Origin of the sequence: Streptomyces sp. Ac-502 (assembly GCF_045222935.1) — a bacterium.
Lineage (GTDB): Bacteria > Actinomycetota > Actinomycetes > Streptomycetales > Streptomycetaceae > Streptomyces > Streptomyces monomycini.
Genome location: NZ_JBHFFO010000001.1, coordinates 2,577,303 through 2,590,820 on the forward strand (window position 1 = coordinate 2,577,303; position 13,518 = coordinate 2,590,820).

Annotated in this window: 9 protein-coding genes and 1 pseudogene; 3 read left to right on the forward strand and 7 right to left on the reverse strand. The window is 69.8% G+C overall.

The annotated features are described in order from the left end of the window. Window positions 1–95 precede the first annotated feature (95 nt). Together dop and arc are read right to left on the reverse strand one after the other, a co-directional pair. Window positions 96–1,607 (reverse strand): depupylase/deamidase Dop, encoded by a 1,512-nt coding sequence (gene dop, locus ACEXOX_RS11655; protein WP_406520371.1) that lies wholly within the window; start codon window positions 1,605–1,607, stop codon window positions 96–98. Window positions 1,608–1,883: 276 nt separating this feature from the next. Further along, the gene (arc, locus tag ACEXOX_RS11660; RefSeq protein WP_406520372.1) at window positions 1,884–3,650 is read right to left on the reverse strand and encodes a proteasome ATPase; all 1,767 of its coding nucleotides are present in this window, start codon (window positions 3,648–3,650) and stop codon (window positions 1,884–1,886) included. 241 nt (window positions 3,651–3,891) lie between these two features. On the opposite strand from arc, the gene ACEXOX_RS11665 reads away from it, so the two are divergent. Then, the gene (locus tag ACEXOX_RS11665) at window positions 3,892–4,179 is read left to right on the forward strand and encodes a ferredoxin (RefSeq protein ID WP_030017428.1); all 288 of its coding nucleotides are present in this window, start codon (window positions 3,892–3,894) and stop codon (window positions 4,177–4,179) included. A gap of 15 nt (window positions 4,180–4,194) precedes the next feature. On the opposite strand, the gene ACEXOX_RS11670 is transcribed toward ACEXOX_RS11665, so the two are convergent. From ACEXOX_RS11670 to ACEXOX_RS11680, 3 genes are all read right to left on the reverse strand, one after another. After that, window positions 4,195–4,788 (reverse strand): hypothetical protein, encoded by a 594-nt coding sequence (locus tag ACEXOX_RS11670; RefSeq protein ID WP_406520374.1) that lies wholly within the window; start codon window positions 4,786–4,788, stop codon window positions 4,195–4,197. 226 nt (window positions 4,789–5,014) lie between these two features. Then, the gene (locus ACEXOX_RS11675; RefSeq protein ID WP_003981600.1) at window positions 5,015–5,923 is read right to left on the reverse strand and encodes a tRNA (adenine-N1)-methyltransferase; all 909 of its coding nucleotides are present in this window, start codon (window positions 5,921–5,923) and stop codon (window positions 5,015–5,017) included. A gap of 393 nt (window positions 5,924–6,316) precedes the next feature. After that, window positions 6,317–7,627: a site-2 protease family protein gene (locus tag ACEXOX_RS11680; RefSeq protein ID WP_406520376.1), complete on the reverse strand. Its 1,311-nt coding sequence runs from the start codon at window positions 7,625–7,627 to the stop codon at window positions 6,317–6,319. Window positions 7,628–8,269: 642 nt separating this feature from the next. Here ACEXOX_RS11680 and ACEXOX_RS11685 point away from each other — a divergent pair. Beyond that, window positions 8,270–9,031: pseudogene (locus ACEXOX_RS11685) on the forward strand (RecB family exonuclease); the annotation flags it as partial. 75 nt (window positions 9,032–9,106) lie between these two features. Further along, window positions 9,107–9,778, forward strand: a complete 672-nt coding sequence (locus ACEXOX_RS11690) for a response regulator transcription factor (protein WP_003981597.1) — start codon at window positions 9,107–9,109, stop codon at window positions 9,776–9,778. A 111-nt stretch (window positions 9,779–9,889) separates the two neighbouring features. On the opposite strand, the gene ACEXOX_RS11695 is transcribed toward ACEXOX_RS11690, so the two are convergent. Together ACEXOX_RS11695 and ACEXOX_RS11700 are read right to left on the reverse strand one after the other, a co-directional pair. After that, window positions 9,890–11,479, reverse strand: coding sequence for an ABC transporter substrate-binding protein (locus tag ACEXOX_RS11695; protein WP_406520378.1), 1,590 nt, complete (start codon window positions 11,477–11,479; stop codon window positions 9,890–9,892). A gap of 164 nt (window positions 11,480–11,643) precedes the next feature. After that, the gene (locus ACEXOX_RS11700; RefSeq protein ID WP_406520379.1) at window positions 11,644–13,254 is read right to left on the reverse strand and encodes an ABC transporter substrate-binding protein; all 1,611 of its coding nucleotides are present in this window, start codon (window positions 13,252–13,254) and stop codon (window positions 11,644–11,646) included. Window positions 13,255–13,518 lie beyond the last annotated feature (264 nt).

Here is a 13,518-nt window from a genome sequence, read left to right on the forward strand (position 1 = left end):
CTCGGTCGTCTTCGTACAACGTCCGGGAGTCACCCCGATGATTCCCGGCCGGGAGACCTTTCAGCCCCGGTTCGCGTGCCCGATCGAATCCGCGGTCACCCTCCGGACAGGACCCGCACCAGGTCCTCGGCCGTACGGCACCGGTCGAGGAGTTCCTTCACGTGGTTGCGCGTACCGCGCAGCGGTTCCAGCGTAGGCACCCGTTGCAGCGAGTCACGGCCCGGCAGATCGAAGATCACCGAGTCCCAGGAGGCCGCCGCCACGTCGTCCGCGTACTGCTCCAGGCACCGGCCGCGGAAGTACGCCCGGGTGTCGTCCGGCGGCGCCTGGGCCGCCCGCGTGACCTCCTCGTCGGTCAGCAGGCGCTTCATCTTGCCGCGGGCCGCGAGACGGTTGTAGAGGCCCTTGTCGGCCCGTACGTCGGCGTACTGGAGGTCGACGAGGTGGAGGCGGGCCGCGTCCCACTCCACGCCGTCCCGGCGCCGGTAGCCCTCCATCAACTCCCGCTTGGCCACCCAGTCCAGCTCGCCGGACAGGCTCATCGGGTCGTGCTCCAGGCGCCCCAGCACGTCCTCCCATCGGGCCAGGACGTCCTTGGTCTGCTCGTCGGCGTCCGCGCCGAGCCGGTCCTCCACGTACTTGCGCGCCAGCTCGAAGTACTCCATCTGGAGTTGTACGGCGGTCAGGGTCCGGCCGCTGCGCAGGGTGATCAGGTGGCGCAGCGTCGGGTCGTGGGAGACCTGGTGGAGGGCGCGTACGGGCTGGTCGACGGCGAGATCGACGGCGATGAAACCGTCTTCGATCATGGACAGGACCAGCGCGGTGGTGCCCAGCTTCAGATACGTGGAGATCTCGGAGAGGTTCGCGTCTCCGATGATCACGTGCAGCCTGCGGTACTTCTCGGCGTCGGAGTGCGGCTCGTCGCGGGTGTTGATGATCGGCCGCTTGAGGGTGGTCTCCAGGCCGACCTCGACCTCGAAGTAGTCGGCCCGCTGACTGATCTGGAAGCCGTGCTCGTGGCCGTCCTGGCCGATGCCGACCCGGCCGGCGCCGGCGTAGACCTGACGGGAGACGAAGAAGGGCGTCAGATGCCGCACGATGTCCGAGAACGGGGTCTCCCGCTTCATCAGGTAGTTCTCGTGCGTGCCGTAGGAGGCGCCCTTGTTGTCGGTGTTGTTCTTGTAGAGGTGGATGGGCTGGGCGCCGGGGACCTGGGCCGCGCGCTCGGCGGCCTCGGCCATGATGCGCTCCCCGGCCTTGTCCCACAGCACCGCGTCGCGCGGGTTGGTGACCTCCGGCGAGCTGTACTCCGGATGCGCGTGGTCGACGTACAGACGTGCCCCGTTGGTGAGGATCACATTGGCCAGCCCGATGTCCTCGTCGGTGAGCTGGCTGGCGTCGGCGTTCTCGCGGGCGAGGTCGAAGCCTCGGGCGTCCCGCAGCGGGTTCTCCTCCTCGAAGTCCCAGCGGGCGCGTCGCGCCCGGTGCATCGCCGCCGCGTAGGCGTTGACGACCTGGGACGAGGTGAGCATGGCATTGGCGTTCGGGTGGCCGGGGACGGAGATCCCGTACTCCGTCTCGATTCCCATTACTCGCCGTACGGTCATGCGGCCCTCCTTGCCCGGCGGCGCCCCCTGATGGGGTCGGCGCTCAAGTACCGCTGCGCTTCCGGTCCGTGTGCGGCCCCCGCTTCCGCAGTGCGCGACGCGGCGGTACCGAAGAGCCTAGAACGCCTTTGCGGCGCTGGGGAGATCATTACAGTCATTGCTCCAGTCCGGTTTTCACCTGCTCCGTCGCGGCCTTCCGGGGATCACCCGCGGAGTCCCGGAAATGCGTCCGGCTGCGGACGCCCCGTACAGGACATCCGCAGCCGGTCGGCGGTGTTACAGGTATTGGCCGGTATTCGCCACCGTGTCGATGGAGCGGCCGGTGTCCGCGCCCTGCTTGCCGGTGACCAGGGTGCGGATGTAAACGATCCGCTCGCCCTTCTTGCCGGAGATGCGGGCCCAGTCGTCCGGGTTGGTGGTGTTGGGCAGGTCCTCGTTCTCCTTGAACTCGTCCACGCACGCCTGGAGCAGGTGGGCGACGCGAAGACCCTTCTGGTTGTGTTCGAGGAATGCCTTGATGGCCATCTTCTTGGCGCGTCCGACGATGTTTTCGATCATTGCGCCGGAGTTGAAGTCCTTGAAGTACAGGACTTCCTTGTCACCGTTGGCGTAGGTGACCTCCAGGAAGCGGTTCTCCTCGGATTCCGCGTACATCTGCTCGACGACCGACTGGATCATCGCGCTGACCGCGGCCTTGCGGGAGCCGCCGTGCTCGCCGAGGTCGTCGGCGTGCAGCGGCAGGCGCTCGGTGAGGTACTTCGAGAAGATGTCCTTGGCGGCCTCGGCGTCCGGACGCTCGATCTTGATCTTGACGTCCAGCCGGCCGGGGCGCAGGATCGCCGGGTCGATCATGTCCTCGCGGTTGGAGGCGCCGATCACGATGACGTTCTCCAGGCCCTCCACGCCGTCGATCTCGGAGAGCAGCTGCGGGACGATGGTGTTCTCCACGTCCGAGCTGACCCCGGACCCGCGGGTGCGGAAGAGGGAGTCCATCTCGTCGAAGAAGACGATGACGGGGGTGCCCTCGCTCGCCTTCTCCCGGGCCCGCTGGAAGACGAGGCGGATGTGCCGCTCCGTCTCACCGACGTACTTGTTCAGCAGCTCGGGGCCCTTGATGTTGAGGAAGAAGCTCTTCCCCGCGGGCTGGCCGGTCACCTCGGCGACCTTCTTGGCGAGCGAGTTGGCGACCGCCTTGGCGATGAGCGTCTTGCCGCAGCCGGGCGGTCCGTAGAGCAGGACGCCCTTGGGCGGGCGCAGTTCGTGCTCCTTGAACAGATCGGGGTAGAGGTACGGGAGCTCGACCGCGTCGCGGATCAGTTCGATCTGGCCGCCCAGACCGCCGATCTTCGTGTAGTCGATGTCCGGGACCTCTTCGAGGACGAGCTCCTCGACCTCGCTCTTGGGAATGACCTCGTAGACATAGCCGGAGCGGGGCTCCAGGAGCAGGGCGTCGCCGGCGCGGATGTTGATGTCCAGCAGCGGCTCGGCGAGCCGCACCACCCGCTCCTCGTCGGTGTGCCCGATGACCAGGGCGCGCTCGCCGTCCTCAAGGATCTCCTTGAGGGTGACGATGTCCCCGGCGTTCTCGTACTCCATGGCCTCGACCACGTTGAGCGCCTCGTTGAGCATGACCTCCTGGCCACGCCGGAGCTCGTCGAGGTCGACGCTGGGACTGACGTTCACCCGGAGTTTTCGGCCTCCGGTGAAGATGTCGGACGTGCCGTCCTCGTTCGCCTTCAGGAAGACGCCGAAACCGGCCGGCGGCTGCGCGAGCCGGTCGACCTCTTCCTTGAGGGCCACGATCTGGTCGCGCGCCTCGCGCAGTGTGTTGGCGAGTCGCTCGTTCTGTGCCGAAACACCGGCCAGGTTGGTCTGCAGCTCGACGATCCGCTCTTCGAGAATCCTCGTGTGACGCGGAGAGTCGGCGAGCTTGCGTCGCAGGACGGCGATCTCCTGCTCAAGATAGGCAACCTGGCCGGCAGGGTCGTCAGACCCCCGCCCCGGCCGGATGCCGCGGTTGATGTCGTCGTCGTGGGCTGCCACGGTCCTCACCTCCTCCAAGGGGAGCTGGACGCTTCCTGACCCTACCTGGGCCGGTGCAGGTTGAAACCCCTAGATCGAAAAGACTGTCGGGGTGTGTCCGATCTTCACCCTTGCGCACGTCCTCACCTCAGGGGGATACCCACCCAACAACATCAGAAAGCGACCGGTTGTATCGTCGAGACGGTCAACACCCGTCAGGGTGGGCCCCATTTGATTCACGTACGCAGGAACGGCAGGCGAGATGACGGCGCAGGACGAAGCACTGGAGGTCTGGATCGACCAGGACCTCTGCACCGGCGACGGCATCTGTGCGCAGTACGCGCCGGAGGTCTTCGAACTCGACATCGACGGTCTGGCTTATGTGAAAAGCGCCGACGACGAGCTGCTCCAGGACAAGGGGGCCACCACCCCCGTCCCCCTGCCGCTGCTCAATGACGTACGGGACTCCGCCAAGGAATGCCCGGGCGACTGTATCCACGTACGCCGCGTAGCGGACCGGGTGGAGGTCTACGGCCCGGACGCGGAGTAGTCACCGTGTGACCGATCACACACCCTCGGTGTCGGACGAGGCGGGAAGTTCGCTCTGGACGAACTTCCCGCCTTTCCATTGCCACTTGGTCCGCACGCGGACGTCCGGGCAGCAGCGCGGCACGCCGGTCGAGGAGTAGCCCAGGAGTGTCGCGGCGACCGCACCGTCGCGTACGGCGAAACCGTCCACGCTGCGCTGCTGTGCGGGCGCGAGAAGGGTCGCGACGACCCGCGGGGCACCCCGGCCCGCCTTGCCCGCCGCGGGGCCGGTGAGGACGTACACGCCGCTGGGAGGGGTGCCGGTCTCGGTGTGGCAGCGCACCACGGCGACCGTCTCGGGGCTGCCGTCGCCGTCGAGGTCGCCGGTGGCGCTGTCGACCACGTCGAGGCGGTTCGGGCCGCAGTCCACCGGATAGGACGCGGCGCGCGGGTCGGGAGCCGGGGCGGCGGCCGCGCGGGCGGCGGAGGCGGCGTCGGTGGTGGCCGTGGCGTCGGGAGGCTGGACGAAGGACGCGGCCGCGACGACCGCGGCCAGGGCGGCAGCGGTGGCGAGCCAGTGCAGGGCGCGGGTGCGGGTGTGCGGAAGGTCCTGGCCGGCCGTGAACTGCACGCGGGGTAACTCCTGTGAAGAGCTGTGGCGGTGGGAGTGCCCAGCATCGTTCCACAGGCCGGGCCGCCGGGGAACACTCGGGCGGGGTTTCCCGCCGGGCCTCCACCCGCTGAACGCGTCGGCGCCGCCGACGGTTCCCGCGGGGCGGGAACTGGTCGGCGGCGCCGGACGGTTCGAGGGGGCGTGCGAGGCGCGTCGGCCGCGCTACGCCGGGGCGTGCGCCGGGTCAGCCGCGCTCCGCGCCCCCGCTGGAGCTGCCGGGACCGGAGTAGTCCTCGCCGTACGCGCCCTTGGCGGGGCGGCGGCGGCGCAGCGGCGGCTCGACACCGTCCGCGAGGCGGCGGGCGGTCAGCAGGAAGCCGGTGTGACCGATCATGCGGTGGTCGGGACGGACGGCCAGGCCCTCGACGTGCCAGGTGCGGACCATGGTCTCCCAGGCCGACGGCTCGTTGAAGGTGCCGTGCTCGCGGATGGCCTCGACGGTACGGGCCAGCTGCGTCGTGGTGGCCACGTAGGCGCACAGGATGCCGCCCGGGACGAGCGCCTTGGAGACGGCCTCCAGGCACTCCCAGGGGGCGAGCATGTCCAGGATGACCCGGTCGACGTCGGTGTCGGAGAGGTTGTCCTGGAGGTCACCGACGGTCAGCGTCCACGCGGGGTGCGGGCCGCCGAAGTAGCGCTCCACGTTCTGCGTGGCGATCTCGGCGAAGTCGGCGCGCCGCTCGTAGCTGTGCAGCATGCCCTGGTCGCCGATGGCGCGCAGCAGGAAGCTGCTGAGCGAGCCGGACCCCACCCCCGCCTCGACGACGCGGGCGCCGGGGAAGATGTCGGCCATCGCCAGGATCTGCCCCGCGTCCTTGGGGTAGACCACGGCGGCACCGCGGGGCATGGACAGGACATAGTCGGGGAGCAGCGGGCGCAGCGCGAGGTAGGCGACGTTCCCGGTGGTACGGACAACACTGCCCTCGGGAGCACCGATCAGCTCGTCGTGGGGGAAGGCTCCCTTGTGGGTGTGGAAGCTCTTGCCCTCTTCGAGCGTGAACGTGTAGTGGCGTCCCTTGGGATCGGTGAGCTGGACCTGGTCCCCGACCTTGAAGGGCCCGCGACGGCGGGCGGCACCGGTCGGTTCGGACATGTGACCAGCGTACCGGGCGATGGGGGTGCTCTTTACCAAGGCGGTGGGGGTCGGGCGCGGAGCCCGGGGCAGTCGCTCGCCATACGGGGCAGAACCCGAACATCCCCCACCGGGGGTCTACCCAAGTGCGGCGGACGACATGCCGCCGAGCGGGGCCGGGTCAGGGCCCAGGGCAGAGCCCCGTTAGGCAGGCCGGACCCTACGGGAGGGACGCAGGCCGGAACCCGGGGAAGGGAGGCAGGCCGGAGCCCGAGAGACAGGCCCGCAACCCGGGCGGCGCGGGCGGCAGGCCGGGCGGCGCGGGCGGTCGCCCTACGGGGTGAATCGAACGCGATCGTCCCCCAGCGAGGGCTTACCCAGGGGTGGGGGGCGCGAAGCCCGCGGCCGGCGGGGTCAGGACGGGCGGGCCATGGCGGCCATGAAGGCGCGCTCGACGTCGGCGGTGGACAGGACGCCGTAGATCTCGCCGGTCTCCTCGACCACCAGGTACTCGGTGGCGGGGGTGGCGCGCAGGTAGTCCAGAAGGTCCTCGCCGGCCAGTTCGGCGGAGACCCGCATGCCGTCCTTGAGGTCCTGGGCGAGGCCACTGACGGCGACCCAGGGGCGGCGGTGTTCGGGGACGCCGACGATGGCGGTCTCGCGGACCACGGCGGTGGGCCGGCCCACCCGGTCCACGACGACCAGGGCGCGGGCGCCCGCGTCGTTGGCGCGGCGCAGGGCCTCGGACAGCGGGGTGTCGGCCTCCACCGGGACCGCGCGCCGGGTGAGCGTGCGGGCCTGGAGGGCCGGGAGGCGTTCGCGCAGGCGGGCCATGCGCAGGCTGTTGCCCGCGCCGGTCCAGATGATCGCGGCGAGGATCGCGGCGAGCAGCGCGTCGGTGATCGAGTCGGCGCCGCCGAAGTCGGTGGGGGCGTTGCCCAGGGCGCCGGTGTGGGTGAGCAGCGGCAGGCCGATCAGGACGGAGACGGCGAGCGCGCGGCCGACCCAGGCGGCGGCGACGGTACCGGTCATCGGCTTGCCGGTGAGCTTCCACACGACGGCGCGGAGCATCCGGCCGCCGTCGAGCGGCAGGCCGGGCAGCAGGTTGAAGACGGCGACGATGAGGTTGGAGATCATCAGTCCGGCGAGCAGCACACCGGGTACGGTGCCGGGCTCGACCACCTTCATCCCGCCGTAGAAGACGCCCGCGAGGACCAGCGAGAGCAGCGGGCCCACGAAGGCCAGGATGAACTCGCGGCCGGGTGTCTCGGACTCCTTCTCGATCTCGGAGACGCCGCCGAAGAACTGGAGCTGGATACGGCGCACGGGAAGCTTGAAGCGCAGCGCGGCGACGGTGTGCGCCAGCTCGTGGACGAGCACCGAGGCGTAGAAGGCGACGGCGAAGAAGAGCGAGACGAGGTAGCGGGCGGAGCCGAGCTCCGGCAGGATCCGTTCGAGCTGGCCGCCGAAGACCCAGGTGATCAGGGCGGCGACGACGAACCAGCTGGGGGCCACGTAGACCGGTACCCCGAAGGGGCGGCCCATGAGGATCCCGCCGCCGGTGCGCCTGCCCTGGCCGCCCTTGGCCGGGCGCTGCGGGGAGGGGCGGTTCCCGGACGGCCTCGTACGGCCGGTGGCGCGGGCCGGGTCGGACGGTCCGGGCGGGTCGGGCGGTCCGTGGTGCGCGGACTCCTCAGGGTCCTGCGGCTTCCCACTCTCGTCCACGGCGTCCCCTCGTCGATTGCGGCCTTCGCTCCTGTCCGTCCGGGTGCTGTCCGGTACGGCATGTCGATCATGCGGGGCGAAGGGGTCTGGCGTCGATGGTATGCGGAGCGCTTCGCGGCACCCCGCCTCGGTCTCCCATTGTGATCCCTGGGTTGCGGTAGCTGTCAGTGGCGGGCCGTAGGGTCGGGTGTCATGGGAACGAGCACCGAAGAGGCCGGGCCGGACGCCGCGGACGGCGGTCAGGGCGAACAGGGCGGGCAGGGCGGGCAGGGCCTGGTGGGCCCGGTGGGCCGACAGGACGGGGCGTCCGGGGCAGCCCCGGCATCCGGAGCCGCCGGGGAGAGCGGAGCGCCCGGTGAGCCCGCGGCGGTCGGCGAGCCTGACGACCCGAAGGCGGTCGGCGCGCCCGGCCTCGCTGTGACATCCGCCGCAGTCACCGTTCCCGCGCCGGACGCCGGTCCGGCCATCGCCGCCGGAGCCACGACGGACACCGGTACGGACACGACCGCCACCGGCACGGCCGCCACCGGCACGGAAACGGCCGCCACCGACACAGCCGGTACGAACACAGCCACCGGCACCCCCGCTCCCCCGCCCGCCGCCCGTCCCGTCGCCCTCTCACCGTCACGGGCGGGCGACTTCATGCAGTGCCCGCTGCTGTACCGCTTCCGTGTGATCGACAAGCTGCCGGAGAAGCCGAGCCCCGCGGCGACGCGCGGCACGGTGGTGCACGCGGTGCTGGAGCGCCTCTTCGACGCTCCGGCGGCGCAGCGCACGGCGGGCGGTGCGCGCTCGATGGTGCCGGGTGAGTGGGAGAAGCTGCTGGCGAAGCGTCCCGAGCTGGCCGGGCTGTTCGAGGACGACCCGTCGGGTGAGCGGCTGGCGGCGTGGCTGGCGGACGCCGAGGCGCTGGTGGAGCGGTGGTTCACGCTGGAGGACCCGACGCGTCTGGAGCCCGCCGACCGCGAGCTGTACGTGGAGACGGTGCTGGACTCGGGGCTGCGGCTGCGCGGCTTCATCGACCGCGTGGACGTGGCGCCGACGGGCGAGGTGCGGCTCGTCGACTACAAGACCGGCAAGGCGCCCCGCCCGGAGTACGCCGACGGTCCGCTGTTCCAGATGAAGTTCTACGCGCTGGTGATGTGGCGGCTGCGCGGCCGGGTGCCGCGGCGGTTGCAGCTGGTGTACCTGGGCAGTGGTGACGTGCTGACGTACGACCCGACCGAGGCCGACCTGCGGGGTGTGGAGCGCAAGCTGCTGGCGCTGTGGGACGCCATCCAGCGGGCGACGGAGACCGGTGACTGGCGGCCGCGCCGTACGAAGCTGTGCGGGTGGTGCGACCACCAGGCGGTGTGCCCGGAGTTCGGCGGTACTCCCCCGCCGTATCCGCTGCCGGTCGCGGGGCCCGGCCGGGCGCTCCCCTGGCGGCGTCCGGGGCGGGGCAGGGCAGAATGGACCTGGTCTAACGAAGGAGTTCCTGTGGCAATCCGCGTCCTGCTGGTCGACGACCAGCCGCTGCTGCGTACCGGTTTCCGGATGATCCTGGAGGCCGAGCAGGATCTCGCGGTCGTCGGCGAGGCCGGGGACGGTCTGCAGGCGCTGGAGCAGGTGCGGGCGTTGCAGCCCGACGTGGTGCTGATGGACATCCGGATGCCGCGGATGGACGGGGTCGAGGCGACCCGGCAGATCACCGGGCCGGCGAAGGACGGTCCGGCGAAGGTGCTGGTACTGACCACCTTCGACCTGGACGAGTACGTGGTCGAGGCGCTGCGCGCAGGGGCCAGCGGCTTCCTGCTGAAGGACGCGCCGGCCCAGGAGCTGGTGCAGGCGATCCGGGTGGTGGCGGCGGGCGAGGCGATGCTCGCGCCGAGCATCACGCGCCGTCTGCTGGACAAGTACGCGGGTCACCTGCCGTCCGGTGAGGAGCCGGTGCCGGACACGCTGCACACCCTCACCGAGCGGGAGGTGGAGGTGCTGAAGCTGGTGGCGCGCGGTCTGTCGAACGCGGAGATCGCCGCGGATCTGTTCGTGAGCGAGACGACGGTCAAGACGCACGTCGGGCACGTGCTGACGAAGCTGGGGCTGCGGGACCGGGTGCAGGCCGCGGTGTACGCGTACGAGAGCGGGCTGGTGCGCCCCGGGGCCCAGTAGTCCCGGCCCGCCGGCGCCGCCCGCCCGAGGTGGCCACGAGAACGGCCCGGCCCGCCCCGCTCCCGGAAGGAACGGTGGCGGGCCGGGCCGTTGCCGTGGTGAGCGGGCACGTCAGCCCTTCTTCAGCTCCCAGAAGCGGAAGACGGTGGTGGCGTCCAGCGTCCACTGGAGGCCGTCGACGTTCTGGCGGGCGACGGCGTACTGCTTGCCCTGCCACACCGGTATGACCGGCAGGTCCTCGGCGACGATATCCTGCACCTCGCGGAAGGCGGTCTTGGTCGCCTGCCGGTCGGGCTGGCCGGCGGTGCCGGGCAGCAGCTTCGAGGTGATCCGCTTGGCGTCGTAGTTGTTGCGCAGGACGTTGTCCTTGCCGAAGAACGGCTGGGTGAAGTTGTCGGGGTCCGGGTAGTCGGGGACCCAGCCCTTGACGTAGGCGCCGTACTTCCCGGCTTCCACGCCCTGCTCGAACTCCTCGATGGGCACGCTCTTGACCTTGGCGTCGAAGAGGCCGCTGGCGTTGAGCTGCTGGGCGATCTCCTGGAAGGCCGGGACGGTGCCGGGGCCGTAGCGGACGGGGGTGGCCCAGAGGGTGAGCGGCACCTTCTTGTTGTTGTAGCCGGCGTCGCGCAGGGCGGCGAGGGCCTTGTCGGTCTGCGGCCGGTCGCCGTAGGTGGAGAAGAACGCCGTGTTGTGGCCGGTGATGCCGGCGGGCACGATCGAGTACAGCGGTTCGGCGGTGCGCTTGTAGACGTCGCGGACGAGCGTGGAGCGGTCCAGCAGGTAGGCGATGGCCTTGCGGACACCGAGCTTGCCGGCCACCGGGTCGCGCATGTTGAACACCAGGTGCATGACCTCGGCGCTCTTGCCTTCGACCACCTGGACGCCGTGCGTCTGGCTGTCGGACGCCTGGTCCAGCGAGGCGATGTCCTTCATGGCCAGACCGCGGTAGGCGATGTCGATGGAGCCGTCCTGGACCGCCTTCTTCAGCGTGTCCTGGCTGGTGAAGAACTTCATGGTCATGCCGGAGTTCTTGACCTTGGCGGGGCCCTTGTAGGAGCCGTTGACGCCGAAGACGGCCTGGGAGGAGGCGTCGTACTCGTTGAGGGTGTAGACGCCGGAGCCGACGGCCTTGTCGTCGGTGCGCAGCTTGTCGGGCGCGTACTCACGGTGGTCGACGATGGAGCCGGCACCGGAGGCGATCTTCATGGGGAAGGTCGCGTCGGGGGTCTTGAGGCGGAAGACGACGGTCTGGGCGTCGGGGGCCTCGACCTTCTCCAGACCGGCGAACATCACGGCGGGGCCGCGCTTGTCGTTGATCTGCTTGATCCGGTCGAAGGAGAACTTGACGTCCTCGGAGGTGAGGCTGTCGCCGTTGCTAAACTTCAGGCCGTCCTTGAGGGTGCACTTGTAGACGGTGCTGCCGCCCTCGACGAAGCCGCAGGAGTCGGCGGCCTCGGGTTCGGGGGTGGTGCTGCCCTTGGGGAAGCTCAGCAACGACTGGAAGACGTTGTTGAACAGCAGCCAGGAGACCGGGTCGTAGCCGGCGGCGGGGTCGGTGGACACGACCTTGTCGGTCATGCCCATCACCACGGGCTCCCCGCTCCCGCCGTCCGGGCCCTCGCCGGTTCCGCAGCCGCTGAGCAGAGCGGCGACGAGCCCTGCCCCCAGCGGTGCGGCGAGCCACTGGTCGCGTTTCCTCACGTGCGTGTTCCTCACAGTCGTCCTGGCGGTTCAGCGGTGTGTCCGCGCCGGCGGGTGCCGGTGTCGGTGTGCCGGCAGGGTGCCGTCATCGGTTGTGGTGGTGCGCGCCGTCTCGGGGATGCGGCAGCCGGCCGGCGCGCGGTGGCGCCGGCCGGAAGTCGTCGTCAGTTGCTGCTCACGCCGCGGCCCAGTTCCCAGATCTGGAGGGCCGAGGAGGAGTTCAGGGCCCACTCGGCGCCGGTGATGTCGTCGCGGGAGGCGACGTACTGTTTGCCCTGCCACAGCGGGAGGACCGGTACGTCGTCCGCGATGATGTCCTGGGCCTGCTTGAAGCCCTCGGCGGCGGAGTTGCGGTCGGTCTGCTGCCGGGTGGTGGGGATCAGCTGGGACTCGATCTTGTTGTTGCGGTACGGGGAGTTGAGGAAGTTCCCCTTGCCGATGAACGGCGCGATGTAGTTGTCCGCGTCGGGGAGGTCGGCGAACCAGCCCATGCCGTAGACGGCGTACTTGCCTTCGGACTGCTCCTTGCGGAACTGCGTCCAGTTGTCGACGCCCTTGATCTCCACGTCGAACAGGCCGCTCTTGTTGAGCTGGGACTGGAGTTCCTTGAACTCCTTGGCGGTGCTGGAGCCGTAGTGGTTCGCGGTGTAGGTGAGGGTGAGCTTCACCGGGGTGTTGATGTGCGCCTGCTGGAGGATCTTGCGGGCGGCGGGGACGCTCGGGTTGCCGTACTTGGTGAAGAACGAGTTGATGTGGCCGGTGAGGCCCTTGGGCACCAGGGAGTACAGCGGGTCGCCGGCGTAGGAGTACACGTCGCGGACCAGCGCGGAGCGGTTGACCAGCTGGGCCATGGCCTGGCGGACGGCCTTGTCGGAGACCGACGGGTCGTCGGTGTTGAAGGCCAGGTAGCGGATCTCGGAGCCGGGTACGGCCGTCAGGGCGACGTGTTCGTCGCGGGCGTTCTCCAGGCCCTTGATCTGGTCGGGGGCCAGGCTGCGGTTCATCAGGTCGATGTCGCCCTTGCGCAGGGCCTTCTCCATGCCGTCGGAGTCCTCGAAGAACTTCATCTCGACGTGGGAGTTCTTCGCCTCGATCCCGCCCTGGTAGTCGGGGTTCTTGGTGAAGACGGCCTTGCTGATGCGCTCTCCGCTGTGCTCGACCTTGACGGTGTACGGGCCGGAGCCGGACACTTCGAAGCCCTTGTAGAGGCCCTTGGCCGGATACACCTCGCTGTCGACGATGGCCGCCGCCGGGGTGGCGAGCTTCTGCGGGAAGGTGGCGTCCGGCTTCTTGAGGTGGAAGACCACCTCGGTCTCGCTGGGCGTCTCGACCTTGTCGACGTTGTCCACCAGGGAGATGGGGCCGCGGTCGTACTTGATGGCCAGCATCCGGTCGATGGAGAACTTCACGTCCTTGGACGTCAGGGCGTGCCCGTTGGAGAACTTCAGTCCGTCGCGGAGTTTGCAGCGGAACTGCTCGTTCTGGGTGTCCCGGAAACCGCAGGACTCGGCGGCCTCGGGAACCGGCGCGGTGCCGCTCCGGGGCAGGCGCATGAGCGTCTGCAGGGTTCCGCGCAGCACGTTCCACGCGTCGACGTCGTACGCCTGGGCGGGGTCGAGCGGGGCGGGCGCGTCCTTGGTGGCCTCCAGTTGGGCGGTGGTGCCGACCTTGATCGGCTTGCCGCCTTCGCCGGAGCCGTCCGAACTGCCGCAGGCGGCGAGTGTGGGGACGAGCAGACCGGCCAGAGCCGGCAGCACCAAGGTCTTGCGATTCATCGTCGGCAGGTTCCTTATCAGCGCAGAGGTGTTGCTCGCGTTGACATTAGTAGGAACGGCCAGGGCCTCCGGGACACAACAGAGCTGAACGGATATCACGCCCGGATAACGGATGCCCGGTGATCGATATCCGGACGGTGGAACGAACCGTACGTGCCCCCATCAATCCGGACACTTACCCCCAGGGAAACCAGGCGAAAGCCCCCTTGGAACGACCGCGCGCCACACTGTCGACGGGTCTGCGCGTGAGAAACGTCACTCCGC

Excerpts from the sequence above, each read along its gene's own strand:
- dop (WP_406520371.1), bottom strand. The coding sequence starts at position 1,607 with ATGACCGTACGGCGAGTAATGGGAATCGAGACGGAGTACGGGATCTCC.
- ACEXOX_RS11700 (WP_406520379.1), bottom strand. The coding sequence starts at position 13,254 with ATGAATCGCAAGACCTTGGTGCTGCCGGCTCTGGCCGGTCTGCTCGTC.
- ACEXOX_RS11665 (WP_030017428.1), top strand. The coding sequence starts at position 3,892 with ATGACGGCGCAGGACGAAGCACTGGAGGTCTGGATCGACCAGGACCTC.
- ACEXOX_RS11675 (WP_003981600.1), bottom strand. The coding sequence starts at position 5,923 with ATGTCCGAACCGACCGGTGCCGCCCGCCGTCGCGGGCCCTTCAAGGTC.